The organism is Chryseobacterium oncorhynchi, assembly GCF_002899895.1.
GTDB classification, from domain to species: Bacteria; Bacteroidota; Bacteroidia; order Flavobacteriales; family Weeksellaceae; genus Chryseobacterium; species Chryseobacterium oncorhynchi.
The window spans coordinates 264,915-284,153 of the sequence record NZ_PPEI02000003.1; the positions used below are offsets into that span (position 1 = coordinate 264,915).

20 protein-coding genes are annotated in these 19,239 nt (G+C 35.0%); 9 read left to right on the forward strand and 11 right to left on the reverse strand.

Annotation, left to right across the window (positions count from 1 at the left end):
• Positions 1-12: 12 nt before the first annotated feature.
• The 4 genes from C1638_RS11500 (at position 13) to C1638_RS11515 (ending at position 4,780) form a co-directional block, all read left to right on the forward strand.
• The gene (locus C1638_RS11500) at positions 13-2,040 is read left to right on the forward strand and encodes a hypothetical protein (protein ID WP_109621085.1); all 2,028 of its coding nucleotides are present in this window, start codon (positions 13-15) and stop codon (positions 2,038-2,040) included.
• On the forward strand, positions 2,041-3,276 hold the full coding sequence (locus C1638_RS11505; protein WP_109621086.1) for a hypothetical protein: 1,236 nt from the start codon (positions 2,041-2,043) through the stop codon (positions 3,274-3,276).
• A gap of 28 nt (positions 3,277-3,304) precedes the next feature.
• Positions 3,305-3,643 (forward strand): DUF6122 family protein, encoded by a 339-nt coding sequence (locus C1638_RS11510; protein WP_047376129.1) that lies wholly within the window; start codon positions 3,305-3,307, stop codon positions 3,641-3,643.
• A 66-nt stretch (positions 3,644-3,709) separates the two neighbouring features.
• A complete protein-coding gene (locus tag C1638_RS11515) occupies positions 3,710-4,780 on the forward strand; it encodes a calcium:cation antiporter (protein ID WP_109621088.1) in 1,071 nt (356 codons plus the stop codon).
• A gap of 146 nt (positions 4,781-4,926) precedes the next feature.
• Here C1638_RS11515 and C1638_RS11520 read toward each other — a convergent pair whose 3' ends face one another.
• Together C1638_RS11520 and C1638_RS11525 are read right to left on the reverse strand one after the other, a co-directional pair.
• Positions 4,927-5,340, reverse strand: coding sequence for a fascin domain-containing protein (locus tag C1638_RS11520; protein ID WP_106917080.1), 414 nt, complete (start codon positions 5,338-5,340; stop codon positions 4,927-4,929).
• A 397-nt stretch (positions 5,341-5,737) separates the two neighbouring features.
• Positions 5,738-6,118: a group III truncated hemoglobin gene (locus tag C1638_RS11525; protein ID WP_109621090.1), complete on the reverse strand. Its 381-nt coding sequence runs from the start codon at positions 6,116-6,118 to the stop codon at positions 5,738-5,740.
• Between the two features lie 156 nt (positions 6,119-6,274).
• Between C1638_RS11525 and C1638_RS11530 the strand changes: the two genes are divergently transcribed.
• The 3 genes from C1638_RS11530 to C1638_RS11540 all read left to right on the forward strand — a co-directional run bounded on the left by C1638_RS11530 (position 6,275) and on the right by C1638_RS11540 (position 8,222).
• Positions 6,275-7,246, forward strand: a complete 972-nt coding sequence (locus tag C1638_RS11530; protein WP_109621092.1) for an ion channel — start codon at positions 6,275-6,277, stop codon at positions 7,244-7,246.
• A complete protein-coding gene (locus C1638_RS11535; RefSeq protein ID WP_076352998.1) occupies positions 7,247-7,735 on the forward strand; it encodes a YkgJ family cysteine cluster protein in 489 nt (162 codons plus the stop codon).
• 178 nt (positions 7,736-7,913) lie between these two features.
• Positions 7,914-8,222 (forward strand): hypothetical protein, encoded by a 309-nt coding sequence (locus tag C1638_RS11540; RefSeq protein WP_109621094.1) that lies wholly within the window; start codon positions 7,914-7,916, stop codon positions 8,220-8,222.
• A gap of 44 nt (positions 8,223-8,266) precedes the next feature.
• On the opposite strand, the gene C1638_RS11545 is transcribed toward C1638_RS11540, so the two are convergent.
• The 4 genes from C1638_RS11545 to C1638_RS11560 all read right to left on the reverse strand — a co-directional run bounded on the left by C1638_RS11545 (position 8,267) and on the right by C1638_RS11560 (position 12,229).
• Complete coding sequence (locus C1638_RS11545; RefSeq protein WP_109621095.1) at positions 8,267-8,635, reverse strand: iron chaperone; 369 nt, start codon at positions 8,633-8,635, stop codon at positions 8,267-8,269.
• A 134-nt stretch (positions 8,636-8,769) separates the two neighbouring features.
• Positions 8,770-10,128, reverse strand: coding sequence for an NADP-specific glutamate dehydrogenase (gene gdhA, locus C1638_RS11550; protein WP_109621097.1), 1,359 nt, complete (start codon positions 10,126-10,128; stop codon positions 8,770-8,772).
• 190 nt (positions 10,129-10,318) lie between these two features.
• Positions 10,319-11,428, reverse strand: a complete 1,110-nt coding sequence (gene dprA / locus C1638_RS11555; protein ID WP_109621099.1) for a DNA-processing protein DprA — start codon at positions 11,426-11,428, stop codon at positions 10,319-10,321.
• Between the two features lie 33 nt (positions 11,429-11,461).
• On the reverse strand, positions 11,462-12,229 hold the full coding sequence (locus C1638_RS11560) for a rhomboid family intramembrane serine protease (RefSeq protein WP_109621101.1): 768 nt from the start codon (positions 12,227-12,229) through the stop codon (positions 11,462-11,464).
• Between the two features lie 247 nt (positions 12,230-12,476).
• On the opposite strand from C1638_RS11560, the gene C1638_RS11565 reads away from it, so the two are divergent.
• Both C1638_RS11565 and C1638_RS11570 read left to right on the forward strand, forming a co-directional pair.
• Positions 12,477-13,403, forward strand: coding sequence for a DUF3078 domain-containing protein (locus C1638_RS11565; RefSeq protein WP_109621103.1), 927 nt, complete (start codon positions 12,477-12,479; stop codon positions 13,401-13,403).
• A 223-nt stretch (positions 13,404-13,626) separates the two neighbouring features.
• A complete protein-coding gene (locus C1638_RS11570) occupies positions 13,627-14,550 on the forward strand; it encodes a DUF3078 domain-containing protein (RefSeq protein ID WP_109621105.1) in 924 nt (307 codons plus the stop codon).
• Positions 14,551-14,618: 68 nt separating this feature from the next.
• Here the strand turns inward: C1638_RS11570 and sufD are convergent, their stop codons facing one another.
• The 5 genes from sufD to C1638_RS11595 form a co-directional block, all read right to left on the reverse strand.
• Entirely contained in the window at positions 14,619-15,926 is a 1,308-nt protein-coding gene (sufD, locus tag C1638_RS11575) for a Fe-S cluster assembly protein SufD (RefSeq protein ID WP_109621757.1), read from the reverse strand.
• 171 nt (positions 15,927-16,097) lie between these two features.
• Entirely contained in the window at positions 16,098-16,841 is a 744-nt protein-coding gene (gene sufC / locus C1638_RS11580; protein WP_109621107.1) for a Fe-S cluster assembly ATPase SufC, read from the reverse strand.
• Positions 16,842-16,859: 18 nt separating this feature from the next.
• Complete coding sequence (locus tag C1638_RS11585) at positions 16,860-17,366, reverse strand: GNAT family N-acetyltransferase (protein WP_109621108.1); 507 nt, start codon at positions 17,364-17,366, stop codon at positions 16,860-16,862.
• Between the two features lie 6 nt (positions 17,367-17,372).
• Positions 17,373-18,821 (reverse strand): Fe-S cluster assembly protein SufB, encoded by a 1,449-nt coding sequence (gene sufB, locus C1638_RS11590; protein WP_109621110.1) that lies wholly within the window; start codon positions 18,819-18,821, stop codon positions 17,373-17,375.
• Positions 18,822-18,905: 84 nt separating this feature from the next.
• Positions 18,906-19,235, reverse strand: a complete 330-nt coding sequence (locus C1638_RS11595; RefSeq protein ID WP_109621112.1) for a HesB/IscA family protein — start codon at positions 19,233-19,235, stop codon at positions 18,906-18,908.
• Positions 19,236-19,239: the final 4 nt, after the last annotated feature.

A 19,239-nucleotide genomic window follows, 5' to 3' on the forward strand; every position in this document is an offset into this window, starting at 1 on the left:
TAACAATCAACCATGAAATCTATATTTTTAAAAACACAAAAAATTATTGTATTACTCTTTGGCTTTACCATCGCTTTAGCTCAAAATAGTATGAAAGTTCCCAATGATGCTATATTTTATATGGAAGTCAATGGGAAACAGATTAATAACAAAATAGATTGGAATAAACTTAACCCTTTGTTGCATGAACTAACTAAAAAGAGCAAAGAAAAACTTTCATGGACTGATTATTCTAAAACGGGAATTAAATATGATGCTGTCCAGTATCATTACGCCAGTTTTAATGATTCCATAAAGAATTATAATACTCATTTTATCATCGATAATAAAGAGAAGTTTCAGGAATTCATTAATTCCGTAAAGAAAGAGGGACAGGAAACTTCCAGAAAGAATAACTATTCTTACGTTGATATAGATGATGATACTTTTGTTGCATGGAATGGAAGCCGTGCAGTTCTTAGCCTGATAAGTTATACGAAGACTTATAAAGACCTTTGGAAAGATGAAGCTGCAACGGTTGCAGACAGTACTGCTATGGTGGTTGATACTGTTGCTGTTGACGAAGCATATGCCGAAGCATTGGAAAAACCGTTTGATTATAAAGATGAAATAAAGAGTCTGAAAGAAGATATTCAATACTTGAAAGAAAGCATCAAAGATAACAATCGGGAGATCGCAAGAATTCAGAAAGATATCAAATACCTGCAGAAACATCATAAATATCCTAAAGAAAAGGAAAATGTTTTAACTCCGGAAGAAGAGGGAGAGGAGAACTATGGCTCTGAATATGATGACGCCGAATCAGAAAAAGCTTATCAAAAAGAGCAGGATTCTATTCGCAAAGAGAACTTCAAGATTGTAAAAAAATATGCTGAAGATCACTTTGACAGATATTTCAGTTCTAATCTCGAAGTGGAAGCCTCTAAAGAAATGCTGACTTTCAGAGATGCGAATTCTGACGTTTTCATTTATACAGATTATGGAAGAATCGTTAATGACGGAATCTACGGTAAAATGATCAATCGCTACGATTTTGGACAGGTTTTCCAGAACATGTACAATTCAAATTCTGCATATAACCTGTATTTTGATAAAGACAAAGTAAAGCTGATCAATAATTATCAGCACAAGAATACCGAGATTCAGAAAAATATCGCTTCAATTTACAAAGGCAAGAAAAATAAAAAGCTGCTGGAACTCATCAATGAAAAAAGCGTTGGTTACTATGCAGTCAATGTAAGTGGAGGGAAGTGTTTTGATTTGATGTACAGTCTTCTTCAGGATTCAGGAGAGAGTGACAGTAAGTACAAAAAAGAGATGGAACTGATCATGGAGACCATGAAAATTATTCTGGATGAAGAAGCTATTGCTAAAATTGCACCCGGAAACGGAATCTTTGTTTTAAATGAGCTGAAATCCAAAAAAGTAGAATATACGGATTACGAATACGATGAGGATTATAATGAAAAAGAAGTAAAGAAAATCAAAGATGTAGCGGTTCCTAACTTTACGTTCGCTTTTGCAACGGAGAATGAAGGCTACTGGAAACGTATTTTTAATCTATTGATAACAAATAAAAAGCTGGCTAAGAAATTTACAAAAACAGGAGAGTTTTATTCTTTTAAAGACAATGAAAAGGCAGCAGGATACCTTGATCAATTGTTCTTTACAATAAAAGACGGTATTGTATATGTAATGAGCTCTACAGAAAATATTCTTCCTACAACTCAATCTGATATTTCTAAAAAATGGGCAAAAGATTCATCCAAATATCCTTTATCCGGAAGATTGGATCTACAGAAACTTTTAATCGGTTTAGATAAAGAGTTCAAAAGTCCTTCGGAAAGAAAAACATTGGATCTGTTTAGAAAAAATGTAGGTGAACTGTATTATAAAACTGAAGTAAAAGGAGAGAGCATACAAACAGAAATGAATTACAATATTAAAAATTCTTCTGAAAACAGTCTGATGTATTTCTTTGATCTGTTTAATGAGATTTTTAAAATAAAAGATTCGGAAAAAAAACCACAGATATTGTAGATGAATAAAAAGAAAGTTATTGCCTCGTTAATTCTGTTACTGGCTGTTATGGCTTATTTTGTGCTTTTTTATAAAGATAAGAAGCTTAGATTCATTCCTGAAAGTGCTGATACAGTTGTTTTAATAGACGTGAAGAATCTGACGAGGCAATATATTTTCGGCCTGATCACCAACCCTTCACAATGGGGTAGTAAAACAAAAGGGAAAAATGCGGTTTCCCTGAGGGAATCGGGAATTATAATCCCGGATTTTTTACAGGTTTTCCACCTTAAAGGGACGGGGGCTTCAGAATGGTACAGCGCCATAGAACTTAAAGATCCTCAGAGATTTATTGCATTTTTAAAACAGCAAAAGTTTACCGATAAAGGGAAGAATCTTTTTCAAAAGGATCATGTTTTTCTTAGTATAGTAGGTGATAAATGTATTGTAGGGACTTCCGATTCGGGTTTTAAAGTCATAAACAAAGAGATTTTTCAAGGTTCCCCAAAAAATATTTTAAATGCAGATCAGTTTATTCAAAGCACGACAGGGAGTATTTCTTTTCTTTCCGGGCAGAAAATCCAAAATTTTTCTATTGAGTTAAAAGATGATGAAATTGAAATAAAAAACAACTCAAACCTGCAATTTTTAAATACGATTGCTTCAAAACTTCAAAAAGGAAATCAATTTCTGGAGCTGGAACTAGACAAGGAAAACATCAGGAACTTTACTCGTTTTTTCAATAAAAATATTGAGGACTCCTTACAATCCACTTCCTTAATGGTTACCTCAAATCTCGAGCAAGTCAATGACACCATTATCAGCTATGAATATGATGATAATTTCAATGAAGTTGAAAAAAAGAGCTTTCAAAAAATTACTCAACCGAATTACACCATTGATATCAAAAGTGATGATCCCAATAAAATATGGGAATATTTCCAGTCTAAAAAATGGATCAATGAAGAAAATCAATTCACGGCAATTCCTTTCTTGCCAAACGAAATCCGCCGAAACAGCAAAGGGATTATCATAAAATCAACCCGAAAACCCGTATCACTATCTCCCCAGCTAAAAGAAAACTACATCCTCATCAGAAATAGTACTTTGTTGTATTCTTCTTTGAAAACACTGAGTAACACCGAGAAAAAGATCATTTCGGACATCGATTACGTGCTGTATGGGAATAAATCAAAAGATTATTGGGTGAAAATAAAAGCAAAAAATGGAGAATTACCCTTAATTTTACGATGGTAAGTTTAAAAACCGAATAAAATTATTGTTAATGGCTCCATCAGACATCGCATTGCTCAAAACCTTTACTCATTATTTTTTACATCTTGTTTTTCCTGTCTTTATTGCATTGATTTTTTATCGTAAGAATTGGAAAAAGGCATATTTCATTCTTCTTGCCACAATGCTGGTAGATCTGGACCATCTTTTTGCCAATCCGATCTTTGATCCATCAAGAGGAAGTATAGGTTTTCATTTTTTACATTCCTATTATGCCATTGCGGTGTATTTTTTGCTGCTGTTCTTTAAAGGAAATATAAGAATTATAGGAATTGGGCTTTTGTTTCATATGTTCACAGATTATCAGGACTTTAACTTCTGGCCTCATTAAAATATTATTAATATTTTCTTTTAATATTTCAAAAGTTATAGATTTTTTGTATTTTGTAGTCACTTTATGAGACTTAGAGAACTTTTACATTACACCTATATTTTTCCTGTCCTTGCGGTAGGTTACTACTTTTCCGGACTGATGGGAAGCGACGTTATTCATGACGTTGTTGCTGGGATTTTACTTATTGGAAGCGTTTTATCGGCAGTGCATCATGCAGAAGTCGTTGCTCATAAAGTAGGGGAGCCTTTCGGTACAATTATTTTAGCCCTTTGTATCACCATTATTGAAGTAGCGCTTATCATCTCACTGATGGTGGCTGGCGGAGATCAGGCGATCACGCTGGCCAGAGATACCGTTTTTGCAGCCGTCATGCTTATTCTTAACGGAATCTTGGGAATCTGTATTCTGGTAGGTGGCGTTAAATATCATGAGCAGTTCTTTGCAAGAACCTCTGCTACAACTTATCTGGTGAGTATTGTTTCAATTCTGATTCTTACTCTGGTCCTTCCTAATTTTACATCAAGCGTTAATGGACCTTTTTATAATGAGGCTCAGCTTATTTTTATATCCATTGCCTGTCTTGTAATCTATGGTGTTTTCCTGATGGTACAAACACTGCGTCACAGAAGTTACTTTATAGTTCCTGACGAGCATCCTGAAGAACATTATATCCCATCATTAACAAAAACCCTTATAAGCTTTGCTTTCTTGGTGGTTTGTTTGGTTATTGTCGTTCTTATGGCAAAAAGTTTATCTGGAACAATTGAAAATATGGTTAGAAGCCTTGGGGCACCAAAATCCTTGGTAGGAGTTATTATTGCTGCTGTAGTTCTTCTTCCGGAGGGAGTTGCAGCCATTAGAGCAGCAAGAAGTAATCAAATTCAGTCTAGCTTAAATCTGGCACTAGGATCAGCGCTTGCAAGTATTGGACTTACCATTCCTGCAGTATCTACCGTTTGCATCATGTATGATATTCCTTTGGTTTTAGGATTAGATAAAAAAGATGTAATTCTGCTTTCCTTATCTGTATTTATTGTAATGCTTTCCTTGAGCCGTGGAAAAACCAATATCCTTTACGGTACAGTTTTATTGGTGAACTTAGCTGCCTATATATTTACAGTGATTGTTCCTTAAAAACTGATTTCACAAAGAATTTAAAGTCTAAGGGTAATGCTATTTAATACTGCTTTATCGCACTTTTCAGATGTTTAAGTAACAAAAAAAGACCTACAATCTTTATTCCGATTGTAAGCCCCTTTTTTATTGACTGTATATCACTATTAATCTTGTATTTCCCAAAGTTCTCCTTCTCCCTGATAGCCATTTTGTAACCACATTTTATCAAATGCATGGCTAAGTGTTTTACCTACTTCTTTACCATAGCAGTTAAAAGAAACTTTATTCGGGCTGTGTACTTTCATTTCCCATTCTTCTCCTTCTCCCTGGATGCCTTTCTGAAGCCATAATTTATCAAAAGCATGGCTTAAGTATAATCCACTTTCCTTACTAATGCATCGTAGAGCAACTCTATTATTTGATAATTCTTCAAGAATAAAGACTTCTCCTAATCCCTGAATGCCGTTTTGAAGGAATACATTTCCATTCCCATGACTTAAGAATTTTCCTTTTTCTTTTCCTTGAGCTTGTAATAATACTACTGTAGCTGTTTTTACGTTTTCTTTGATAAGTTCCATGATTTCTGAGTTTTTTAGTTTCCTACTCTAATTGCTTTTCGGATACCGCAATCAAAATGTTGTTTTAAGACGTCTGTAATAATTTTGATAAGGTAAAGGTAGAGATTAAAAACAGCTCTCGCATCAGTAGAAATACTTAAAAATCAGCTACTTATAAAATTAACGAAATGGTGAAATATTTTATTTTTTTTGATTATTGATGGCCTTTTCCAACTTTTAATTAAAAATGAGCCTGTGTTTAGTAATCAAAAAAAGCTTCAAAATTAAAAATGAAGAGATGAATAAATTTGATTTTCAAATAAACTTAAGGGATAATTCTTTGAAAAGGAGATATTAATGAATGTAATAGAGATTATAATAGAAAACCTGTTTGTATCTCCAAATAGTATAATTTCTGCTAAAGTCTTCTCGCTAATTCCATTTTAAAAGCCATCAGTTTAGCAATATTTTCAGATTTATAGATTGCCATGTCTGCATTTTCACCTACAAAATTCTCTTCAATGGTAGTTCTCCATAGGTCCAGCCATCTGTCGAAGTGCTTTTGCTCCATCGCCTGAATTTCATTGATTGGAAAATGAACGCCCATAGGATTGCCTTTATAACTCATCTGGCCAAAAAGAATAGACTCCCAAAAAGAATACATTTTGGGAAGATGTTTGTCCCAATCTACCTTGGCTACATCATTAAAAAAGAAACCAATGGTTTCATCCTTTACTACCTTTTTATAAAATGAATTGACAAGATGTTCAATGTCCTCTCTTGATTCCAGCTTTTTCATAATTCAAATGTACAGCAAAATCAAATTGAATAAGTAATGATTCAATTGATAAAATTCATGAAAACAATATTTTATCTTTGCATTTGAGAATAGAAAAAAAATCGATGACAAAATAATCTGTTCTGATTAAACGATTAAAAAACAAATGATATAAAGATGGCAAGAGGATTCAGAAAAAAAATCCGTCAGAAAAATACTGAGAACAGCGGGTTTGGAAGCAATGCCTCAGGAAGATTCATCAATAAAGATGGGCTGCCGAATGTGAGGAGAACAGGAGTTAATGTTTTCAACAGGTTGAGTTGGTATCATACCATGTTGAATTTGTCTTCATTTCGCTTTATTTCTTATCTAGTAGTGGCTTATATCCTGATTAATCTTGTATTTGCAATGATCTATTACCTGATCGGGGTAGAGCATCTTACAGGAATAGACAAGAGTGATCCGCTAAATGAATTTATTGATGTATTCTTTTTCAGTTCTCAGACCTTTACTACAGTTGGATACGGAAGAATTGCCCCAGTTGGTTTCATGGCTAGTCTGGTTGCTACTTTTGAGGCTTTTTTAGGATTGCTTACCTTTGCCATTGCAACGGGTCTTTTCTATGGGAGATTTTCAAGGCCAAGGGCTTATTTAAGGTTTTCTGATATCGCGGTGATAGCCCCTTTTCAGGATTCTACAGCTTTAATGTTCAGATTAGCTCCTTATAAAAATAATGCACTTACGGACGCCGATGTCATTGTGTCTACAGCTATTGAAGTGATTGAAAATGATGTTCCCAAGAGTAATTTTTACAGACTGGATACTCATTTGAGTAAAATAAATACCCTGGCTCTGAACTGGACAGTTGTTCATAAAATTGATGAAAACTCACCGTTTTATGGATTTTCAGAGAATGATTTTAATAACATTGATATTGAAATTATTGTACAGATACGTGCATTTGATGAAGTTTTTTCAAATACGGTAGTTCAAAGATCATCCTATGTTACGGGTGAGATTATTTATGGAGCAAAATTTGTCCCGATGTATTATCCTAATAAAGGTAATCTTGCCACAATTTTAGATTTGGATAAGATCAACGAACATCAGAAAGCAGAACTTCCTGTTCAGGCAGGAAATAAAGAATAAATGAATTTAGATTTTTATAAAAAGCAGGCTTTACAAAAGCAGAAAGAACATAAAAAGTTTTTGGATGGATTAAAGAAAAAACCACCCAAGAATCTTGATTATGTGGTGCAGGAGACCCATGACGAAGTTTTTGAAGAAATAGACTGCTTGCAGTGTGCGAATTGCTGTAAAACAACAGGTCCTCTTTATACGGAAAAGGATATTGAACGAATCTCCAAGCATCTTCGTATGAAGTCCGCTGATTTTGAAGCTAAGTTTTTAAGGGTAGATGAAGATGATGACAAAGTATTGCAGAACCTTCCCTGTTTTTTCCTGAATAATGACAATACCTGTTCTATCTATGAAGTAAGACCAAAGGCTTGCAGAGAATATCCGCATACAGATCGTAAAAAGATTTATCAGATCAATCATTTGATGCTGAAGAATACAGTAATCTGTCCGGCTGCCTTTGTATTTGTAGAGAAAATGATGAAAAATATAGCCAAATAAAGGTCTATTAATTGTGTTTTGATAGGATATGTTTTTACACTTAGTAGTAAAATCCAGGACTCAATATTGTTTTGCAAAATCCTCTTAAATAATTATAAAGTCCGTTAAATAAAATACTTACACATAATTTTATAAATGATGACCCGTTTACTTTAAACAATCATTTAAATATTACATTATGAAAAAGTTATTTTTAACGGCGGCATTTACATTAGTCGGAGTAATCGCAGTATCAGCCCAAACAGACACGAAAAAGCCTACTGAAACCACGACTAATACCCAAACAACAACCCAAAATCCACCTCAGAAAGCTGAAGCCACAACAGAATGGAATACATCTTCTACTACGAGTGGGCAAAATACAACAACGGGATCTTCCACAGCAAGTCCGGTAGCTGAAGCCACTACAAGCACAGGAACAGCAACGGAACCAACTACACCTGCAGAAGCTACAAAACAAGAAAAGAAATCTAAAAAGAAAAAGTGATCGTACTTTAGTAAACTCTAGTTGGAATCCTGAAATCTTGTATTTCAGGATTTTTTTTGCATGATTTCCCCCTTTCTGAATTCTACAATTTTATTAACAAGATCCAGTGGAATATTTTCACCGATAGGAAACTGTACAGCACCTTTCGAGAATTTGTAGTTTTTTTCCTTAAAATCCTTTTCAAAATTTCTGATTCCCTCGGCTCCGGGATAGAAGCCAATATGTTTTTTATACCCTGCAAAATAGACCAGAGGTCTTCCCATATATTTGAAAGCAGGCATTTGATATCCAATATATTCCTCAAGATCTGATACCTGAGCGTGAATGGCCTTTCTCAGTTCAAGAAGTTTTTCCTGAACATCTATCGGGAACATAAGGATATATTCGTCAATGTTTTTAAAGGTGTTTTTCATTATTATAAAAATAAAAAAAGTGCTGCATATAGCAGCACTTTCTCCTTTCACTTTTTACTTTTTTCCCATTATCCCGGGAACAGGCTGTATCAAAAAAGGTCGGGAGTTTATCCCAACCTTTGTTTTTTTTCGTGTTATACAACTCCCTGAGCTAACATTGCCTCTGCTACTTTTACGAAGCCAGCGATATTCGCACCTTTTACGTAGTTTACATAACCGTCTTCATCTTTTCCGTAGTCTCTACAAGCTTTGTGGATACCGATCATGATTTCCTTTAATCTTGCATCAACCTCTTCAGAAGTCCAGTTAAGACGGATAGAGTTTTGCGTCATCTCTAAACCTGATGTTGCAACACCTCCAGCATTGGAAGCCTTACCAGGAGAGAATAATACTTTATTATCTAAGAAATAGTTGATAGCGTCTAGTGTAGAAGGCATATTAGCAGCTTCAGTTACACAAACACATCCGTTTTCAACTAATTTTCTTGCGTCATCTAAATCTAATTCGTTTTGAGTCGCAGATGGGAATGCTACATCACATTTCACTTCCCAAGGACGTTTTCCAGCGTGGAATTCAGCAGATGGATATTTTTTAGCATAGTCCTCAGCTCTGTTGTTTCCAGAAGCTCTAAGTTCTAATAAATAATCAATCTTTTCTCCGCTGATACCATCTTTATCATAGATATATCCATCAGGACCAGAAAGAGTTACAACTTTAGCTCCAAGCTCAGTTGCCTTTTTGATAACTCCCCAAGCTACGTTTCCGAAACCTGATACTGTTACTGTTTTCCCTTGGAAATTCTCTCCGATTGTTTTAAGCATTTGCTCAGCGAAGTATACTACTCCGTATCCTGTAGCTTCAGGACGGATTAATGAACCTCCGTAAGCAAGACCTTTTCCTGTAAGAACTCCGGTAAATTCATTTCTGATTTTCTTGTACTGTCCGAATAAATATCCGATTTCTCTTGCTCCTACACCGATATCTCCTGCAGGTACGTCTGTTTCAGGACCGATGTGCTTACATAATTCTGTCATGAAAGCCTGGCAGAAACGCATTACTTCCATATCAGATTTTCCTTGTGGATCGAAATCTGAACCTCCTTTACCACCACCCATTGGAAGAGTAGTTAAAGAGTTTTTAAACACTTGTTCGAAAGCTAAGAACTTAAGAACTGACAAGTTTACCGTAGGATGGAAACGGATTCCTCCTTTGTATGGACCAATAGCAGAGTTCATTTGAATTCTGAAACCTCTGTTAACCTGAATCTCACCTTTATCATCAACCCATGGAACTCTGAAAATAATAATTCTTTCAGCTTCAGCCATTCTTTCAAGCAGCTTCATTCCTGTATATTCTTTTCTCGTAGCAATGAATGGAATTACAGTTACGGCAACTTCTTTTACTGCCTGTAAGAACTCCGGTTCATTAGGATTTTTTGCTTCAATTTTTGCAATAAACTCTTGGATTTTCTGGTCAATATTATATTGTTCCATATATTAAGGTTGAATATTATTGTCAACAAATTTAATTTTTTTTTCAAGATTCACAACACTCTATTTCAACATTGTTAAAAATTAAATAATAATGTTTCGGAATATTATTAAATTGATAATTTATGATCAAATTTTATTAAAAATGAAATGTTATGTATGAAATAATGCAATATTAAGAAATCGTTAATTCTTAAATTGCAATAAATTGCCTCCCGGAAAATGATTTTACTTTCCCCAAAAGTTCCAATTCCAAAATTATTGGTAAAATTTTATGAGAAGGAATGTCGATTTTCTGTACCAAATCATCCAAAGTAATCTGTGGATTCTCTTTAATACTTTGATAAATAAAATTTTGATTTTCAGTTAATTGTATTAAAGTCTCGCTGTAGGGAAACAACTCTTCAATTTTTTCCTGAGGATTATTAAGATCAAGCATATTGATTAGATCTTTTACTGTTGAAATGGCTGTCGCTTTGTTATGGAAAATCAATTGATTACAACCTTGGCTGCAGACATCAGTAATTTTTCCCGGAAGAGCAAAAACATCTCTGTTGTAATCATTGGCAAAGGCTGCAGTACTCACGGATCCTCCTCCAAAACCAGTCTCTACAACAATAGTAGACAGGGAAAGTCCTGCCACAATTCTGTTTCTCTGTATAAAGTTTTCCCGGTCTGGCTTTCTGGATGAACTGAATTCTGTTAATAAAGAACCTCCTTCCTGTACTATTTTTTCAGAAAGTTTTCTGTTTTTTGCTGGATATAAAAAATGAAACCCATGGGCCAGAACTGCGATGGTTGGCTTTTGGTAACGAATAGACAGCTCATGAACTTCCTTGTCTATCCCTAAAGTTAAACCACTTACAGATACATATTTTGAGGATTGAGTAGCCCCGAAAAAATCTTCGATAAACTGCTGGCCATAAGTTGTCATATTCCGTGTGCCTACAATACTTAATCTTCGAAGTGAATCATTGATGTTTCCTTTTTGATATAAGATAGCCGGAGCATCTATACATTCATTAAGAAGAGTAGGAGTTTCGCCAAGATGTTTTAGTTTTATCTGAATGGTATTCTTTTCGCAGAATTTCAATTCTCTTTCTGCAAACTTCAGATGTTCTTCATTGCCAATATCAGAAACAGTTTTAAGGCCCATTCCATCCAGTTTTTTATACTCTTTCTTACCTCTTTTCCATGCTTCCTGAGCACTTCCAAAGTTTCGAATAAGTTTATGGAAATTGATATCACCAATTTGGCTGCATTCGCGTAGGGCGATTGCGTAAAAATGTTCTTCGGAAATCATGTGTGTTTTTTATCAAATGTAATGAATTAAGTTCTATTTTCTCCTTAATTCATCCAAATGATCCCAAATATCATCTCTTTTTTTATAGGGTAATTCTAGAAAATCGTCGGGATGATTTTCCTTGTATTCCTGCCATAGTTTATCGTCTTTTTCACTATAATAATTAGGAAATTCCCAAATAAATTTCTTCTTTTTTTCACCCACATTCTTGAAAATAAAAGCGATAATACTTCCTACTAATGCTCCGGAAAGGTGAGCTTGCCATGAAATTTTACTTGGCTCCTGCATATTGTAGAAAAGCTCTTCAGGAAGCATTCCCCAAACCAAACTACCATAATACAATACAACAAGCATTGAAATGGTGAGCAGCTTCGTATTCCACTTAAATACACCACTAAAAAAAAGAAAGAAAGCAAGAACGTAAACTACACCGCTGGCTCCAATGGTGCAGGTGTACATATACTGTCCAGTCATGATGTCAATAGGAGGAAGAAGCCATACCAAAAACCCTGTTGCGATCCATCCGGTAATGAAAACCTTATTAGCCACCAATGGATAGAATTGATACAAGAGAAACATCAGAACAGCAATTGGAATGGAGTTTCCAATGATATGATCAATATTACCATGCAATAGGGGGGATGTAAATATCCCAAGAAGCCCTTCGGGAACGAGGGGAATAATGGCTCCGAAGCAACTTCCAAAAAAGCCTTGCATTTGTAAAAAATATCCGAACCACATTGCAGAAAGCATCAGCAAAGGGTATATAATTGCTTTTTTGGAAATTACATTTTTAAACATGAGAGTTGTACGTCAAATCAAAAGCCAACGATAAATTTCGGAAAATTTGTCGATGAATAGGTTTCTACCTCCCTGATTTTAAGACAAAAGGTATCAATTTTAACTTTTAAGCTTATTATTTGGCATCAATTTTATTGAAATATCTTATTGTTATCAGATTATTTAATGAAATTAGATACTTTAAGGCTGAATTTGTCTTTTAAAAAAAATTATATTAATATTTTTGCATTGAAAATTATTTAGAGTAATGAAGAAGTTTTTACTGATTCTTTCCTCTTTTATGGGGATTTATGCGAGTGCGCAAGAAGAATTAAAAAAAGATTCCGTGAAAGTAGACACGGTAAAATACTGGTCGGTATTAGGGAAAAATACCTTAATGATAAACCAGGCTGCCTTTTCGAATTGGGTAGGTGGTGGAGCCAATAATGTAGGTTGGCTTGCCGGTATCAATTACAATATTACTTATGAGAAAGATAATGATCTTTGGGAAAACATTATTCTTCTTGGATATGGTCAAAATGATACCAAAGGCCTGGGGATAAGAAAAACCCAGGACGTTATTAATGTTTCTACCAATTACGGGAGAAAATTTTCCAAAAGTTGGTATTTGTCTTTAGGTGCGGGATTACAGTCTCAGTTTGCAGCAGGATATGAAGACGGAAATAATCCGGAAGCAAAGAAAATTTCAAACTTTATGGCCCCCGGTTACGTTAACGTCGGTCTGGGTATCACTTATAGGCCTAATGATGATTTGACGGTGACTCTTCGCCCTACCAACGCCAGATGGACTTTTGTAATGGATAAGGGGCTTCAATTTGCAGGAAGCTATGGTCTGAAAAATGATGGAGATTCGTCATTACTACAGTTCGGTTTTTTGGGAACGGCAATGTATAAGCTGAAAATAATGGAAGATATTCATTTGACAAATACAGCTTCGGTCTTTTCAAATTATCTGGATCGTCCGGACAGGCTGGTTCTTGCCTATGGAGCTATTTTGAATTTAAAAGTGAATAAGTATATTTCTTCTAATATCACGTTGGATCTGCTATATGATCATAATCAAATTGCAAAAACCCAGTTAAAGCAAACATTAGGAATTGGTTTTGCTTATACCCTGGACAATGGTGTAAAGCGGTCTGAGCGAAAAGACAGCCAATGGTGGATAAAAAAATAAATAAGGTTACAAATACTATATTTAACTAAAAAAGTGCTTCACTAATGGGGCACTTTTTATTTTTATTTTAAGTTGGTTTAAGTTTGGAGGTGAAAAACCCCCTTTTTAAACGGCTAAATTTCATTGTGTTATAAAGAATATTTTTCTATTATTAAATTCATTTTAAAGTGAATTTTCATCAGGCATAAATTATTATTTATACATTTGTAGGAAATCGTTAATTATGAAAAAAGTTTTATTGATCGCTTCCATTTCTTTTGGAGCTTTTGCAATGGCTCAAGAGACTAAAACTGATGCTCCCGCAACAGATACCGTTAAAGCTTGGTCTATTCAAGGACAAAACACATTAATGCTTAATCAGGCGGCTTTTTCCAATTGGGTAGGAGGTGGAGCCAACAACGTAGGATGGCTTGCCGGTGTTAATTATAACCTGACTTATGAAAAGAATAAGGATCTTTGGGAAAATATCATTATTCTAGGGTATGGGCAAAACAACACACAAGGAACAGGAGTAAGAAAAACGCAGGATGTAATTAATCTTTCTACAAACTATGGTAGAGAATTTGCTAAAAACTGGTATCTCTCTGGAGGAGTAGGTTTTCAAACCCAGTTTGCTCCGGGATATGAAGATGGTAATAATCCTGATGCGAAGAAAATCTCAAACTTTATGGCTCCGGGATATCTAAATGTAGGGGTAGGGGTTACTTATCGTCCAAATGATAATTTTACAGTGACTATGCGTCCTGCAAATGCCAGATGGACTTTTGTTTTGGATAAGGATCTTCAGAAAGCAGGGACTTATGGACTTAAAAATGATGGTGATTCTTCTCTTTTCCAGTTCGGTTTCTTGGGAACAGCCATGTATAAGTTGAAGATCATGGAGAATATCAGCCTACTTAATACTGCTTCTGTCTTCTCAAACTATCTGGATCATCCTGATAGATTGGTTCTTGGATATAGCGGAGTTTTAAGCATGAAGATCAATAAATATATTTCTACGAATGTAACTCTGGATTTGCTATACGATCACAACCAGATCTGGAAAACACAGTTGAAACAAACGCTGGGAGTAGGTTTGGCTTATAACTTTGATAACGGAAAGAAACGTTCCGAGAATAAGGATAACCAAAGCTGGTTAAAAAAATAAATTGAATATCATAAAAATAAAAAAGCACTTCATTTTGAAGTGCTTTTGTGTATCAATATATATAATTTTTAAAACTCTATATCTACTTCTAATTTCTCAGCTAATAGCTTCGAAATTTTTTCTTTTAAAGGCTCAATGTCGATATTCTGCATCGCGTCATTAGCAAATGCATATAAAAGCAATGCCTGAGCTTTTTTCTTAGAAATTCCTCTAGCTCTCAGATAGAACAAAGCATCTTCATTCAGTTGCCCTACGGTACATCCATGAGAACACTTTACATCATCAGCAAAAATCTCCAATTGAGGTTTTGTATCAATGCTTGCCCCTTCACTTAGTAAAACGTTGTTATTCTGCTGATATGCGTTCGTTTTTTGAGCAATTTTATCAACAAAAACTTTTCCGTTGAATACACCATGTGCATTTCCGTCAAAGATTCCTTTATAGTTTTGGTAACTTTCACAGTTCGGGAAGTTGTGGTGAACAGCTGTATGATGGTCAACCAACTGATCTTTTCCGATAATGGTAATACCATTCATAAATGAATTGATATTTGATCCATTATGAATGAAATCCAGATTGTTTCTTACCAGTTTACCTCCGAAAGAGAATGTATTTACAGTGGCTAAGCTGTCTTTCTCCTGTCTTGCAAAAGTACTGTCGATAAGATATGATGTATTGTTATCATTCTGAAGCTTATGCCAGTCAGCCTTTGCATTAGGATAAGTGAAGATCTCCGTTACAGAGTTTGTCAACACATACGTACTGTCAAAGTTATGGTGGCTTTCAATCACTTCTACTTTTGCTCCTTCCTCTACGATTAATAAATTTCTCGTGTTGTAGAACGTATTTTCCTCTTGATTTTGAGAAATATAGAAAACATGGATTGGCTTTTCAATCACCACATTTTTAGGAACTTTCAAGAAGAAACCATATTTGCAATATGCAAGGTTTAAATTAGTGAAAGCTTGTTCTTTGGAAGCAATTGTATTGAAATATTTTTCAAAAACTTCTTTATGCTTATCATCATTCAATGCATAATTGAATGAAAGGAATTCTACATTTTCAATAGAAACCTTTGAAAGTTCTTTGTGAAGCTTGCCGTTTACAAAAACAATCCAATCGAAATTTTCCTCACCTAGGTGCAATTGATCGAACTGCTCTTTGGTGATGTTATGGTGCTCATTCGGAAAGAAATTATAGTTTTTCTCCGTGATCTCCTTTAGATTGGTATATTTATATTCTTCGTCTTTCTTTGTCGGAAAACCAAGATTCTCAAATTTTTGAAGAGCAGTTTTTCTATCATCATCCAGAAATCTGTGACGAAGACTCTCCAAAAACTCATTATGGTTTTCTATAATTTGTTCTTTTAATGCCATTACTGGTATATCTGTGGTTTGCACCATTTTTTCTTTTTATTTGAACTAAAATATTGTCATTCCAAGGAACAAGGAATCCAAATTTTTAATAATAGAGATTCTTCATTTTCCCCCGCTTCACTCAGAATGACAGCGAAAAATTTTTGATCTCCGAAATAATCGATTTCCTTCTTAGTTAAGAAGCCAGTCGTACCCTTTTTCTTCAAGCTCTAATGCTAAAGATTTATCACCTGTTTTGATGATTTTTCCGTTGGCAAGAACGTGAACGAAGTCAGGCTGGATATAGTTAAGCAATCTTTGATAGTGGGTAATCAAAAGAACTGCATTTCCTTCATTTTTAAAGTGGTTTACCCCATCTGCAACAATTCTTAAAGCGTCAATATCTAATCCTGAATCTGTTTCATCAAGGATCGCCAATTTAGGATTAAGCATCATCATCTGGAAGATCTCATTTCTTTTCTTTTCACCTCCTGAGAATCCCTCGTTCAATGATCTTGAAAGGAAATCTTTTTTGATTCCTAGTTTTTCAGACTTCTCACGGATTAATGCAAGCATTTCTTTTGCGGGCATTTCTGCTAATCCGTTTGCTTTTCTTGTTTCGTTTAAAGCAGCTTTAATAAAGTTCGTTACAGAAACTCCCGGAATTTCCACTGGATACTGGAAAGAAAGGAAGATTCCTTTGTGTGCTCTGTCTTCTGGAGCATCTTCGCTGATGTCTTTTCCTTCGAAAAGGATCTCCCCATCAGTCACTTCGTAATCTTCTTTTCCTGCGATAACAGAAGAAAGAGTGGATTTTCCTGCTCCGTTCGGCCCCATGATAGCATGAACTTCGCCTGGCTTTATTTCAAGATTAATACCCTTTAATATTTCTGCGCCATCTTCAATTTTGGCGTGAAGGTTTTTAATTTCTAACATTTTATTTGCTTAAACAAATTATTTTTGAATTCTATATACTAAACTTTCAGGTTGACCAGGAACATCATCAAGTGTCCCAATTTGTGTCATGCCTGCCTTTTCCAAAACTTTAACAGAAGCTATATTGCTGGGACGGACAATGGCGAATATTTCATCTTTATTGTCTTCATTAAACCCAAAATCTATAGTTTTCTTTGTGAATTCTGTGGCGTATCCTTTCCCCCATGCCTGGGAAGCAAAACGGTAGCCTAAATTCAATTTTTCTTCTTCTCCGTAGAATTTATAGCTCACTCCTCCAAAACCTATTATATTTTCTGGACTGTTCTTTTCAGCAATTGCCCAGCTTCCAAAATTATGCTTTTTCCAATGATCAAGCATTCTTGCAAATGTGCTTTCTGCTTTTTCAAAACTCATTGGTCCGCCTGGATTATGAATATTGGTTTGAGGGTCATGATTAATTTCAAAGAATCTTTCAAAATCTTCTTTTGTAGGTTTCCTTAAAATTAGTCTTTCCGTAGCTATCATATTGTCTTACCCTACTGAGCCTTCTAATGAAATTTCCAATAGTTTTTGTGCTTCAATAGCAAATTCCATCGGAAGTTTATTTAAAACTTCTTTACTGAAACCATTTACGATCAAAGCAATTGCTCTTTCCGTATCGATACCTCTTTGGTTACAGTAGAAAATCTGATCTTCTCCAATTTTTGAAGTAGTTGCTTCATGTTCTAATTGTGCAGTAGGATCTTTGATTTCAATGTACGGGAATGTGTGTGCACCACACTCGTTACCCATCAATAAAGAGTCACACTGGGAGAAGTTTCTGGCTCCTTTTGCAGAAGGCATTACTTTTACCAGTCCTCTGTATGAGTTTTGTGATTTTCCTGCAGAAATACCTTTTGAAATGATCGTTGACTTGGTGTTTTTTCCAATGTGAATCATTTTAGTACCTGTATCTGCATATTGATGATTGTTGGTTACTGCGATAGAGTAGAACTCTCCGATAGCTCCGTCACCTTTAAGGATACAAGATGGATATTTCCATGTTACTGCAGAACCTGTTTCAACCTGAGTCCATGAGATTTTTGCATTTTTTTCGCAAAGGCCTCTTTTCGTCACAAAGTTGAATACACCTCCTTTTCCTTCTTCATTACCCGGGTACCAGTTCTGTACAGTTGAATATTTAATTTCTGCATTATCCATAGCAATCAGTTCCACCACTGCTGCGTGAAGCTGGTTTTCATCTCTTGATGGTGCTGTACATCCTTCAAGATAAGAAACATAACTTCCCTCATCTGCAATTACAAGAGTTCTTTCAAACTGTCCAGTTCCTGCTTGGTTGATACGGAAGTAAGTAGAAAGTTCCATTGGGCATTTTACCCCTTTTGGAATATAGCAGAAGCTTCCGTCAGAAAATACTGCGGAATTCAATGCTGCATAGAAATTGTCTCCTCTTGGAACTACTTTTCCAAGATGTTTTCTTACTAAATCTGGGTGATTCTTAATAGCTTCAGAGATTGAACAGAAAATAATTCCTTTTTCTGCCAATGTATCCTGGAAAGTTGTTTTCACAGAAACTGAGTCTATTACGATATCTACCGCTACCCCTGAAAGTCTTTTTTGTTCCTCAATATTAATCCCTAGCTTTTCGAAAGTTTTCAATAATTCCGGATCTACCTGATCTAGGCTTTCTAATTCAGGTTTTGACTTTGGTGCTGCGTAGTAACGGATAGCTTGAAAATCTGGTTTTTCATACTTGATATTTGCCCAATTAGGCTCAACCATCTTTAACCAGATTTTGAAAGATTCCAAACGCCATTCAGTCATCCATTCCGGCTCTTCTTTTTTAGCAGAGATGGCACGGACGATATCCTCATTTAAACCAATTGGAAAATCTTCGTAATCAATCTTAGTTTCCCAACCGAATTCATATTTTTTATTTTCTAGATCGACTCTTAAATCGTCTTCAGTATATTTACTCATTATTATTTTTTAGATTTCAGATTTTAGATTTCAAGGCTCAGAAATAAGTCTGAATCCAGGAATCTGGTATCTTATGTCTTTTCTCTAAAGACTAAATGACTCTCCACATCCACATGTTCTAGATGCGTTCGGGTTGTTGAAAATAAACCCTTTTCCGTTCAATCCTCCTGAGTATTCAAGAGTAGTTCCAGCTAAATAGAGGATGGATTTTTTATCTATAATAATTTTAATGTTATTATCTTCAAAAATCTGATCTGTGTCTGTTTTTTGGTTATCAAACTTTAAAACATACTCTAAACCAGAGCATCCGCCGCTTTTTACCCCAACTCTTATATAATCTTCAGCAGGGTTAAAACCATCTTCCGTCATAAGTTGGATGGCTTTCTCCTTTGCATAGTCTGATACTTTTATCATTGTA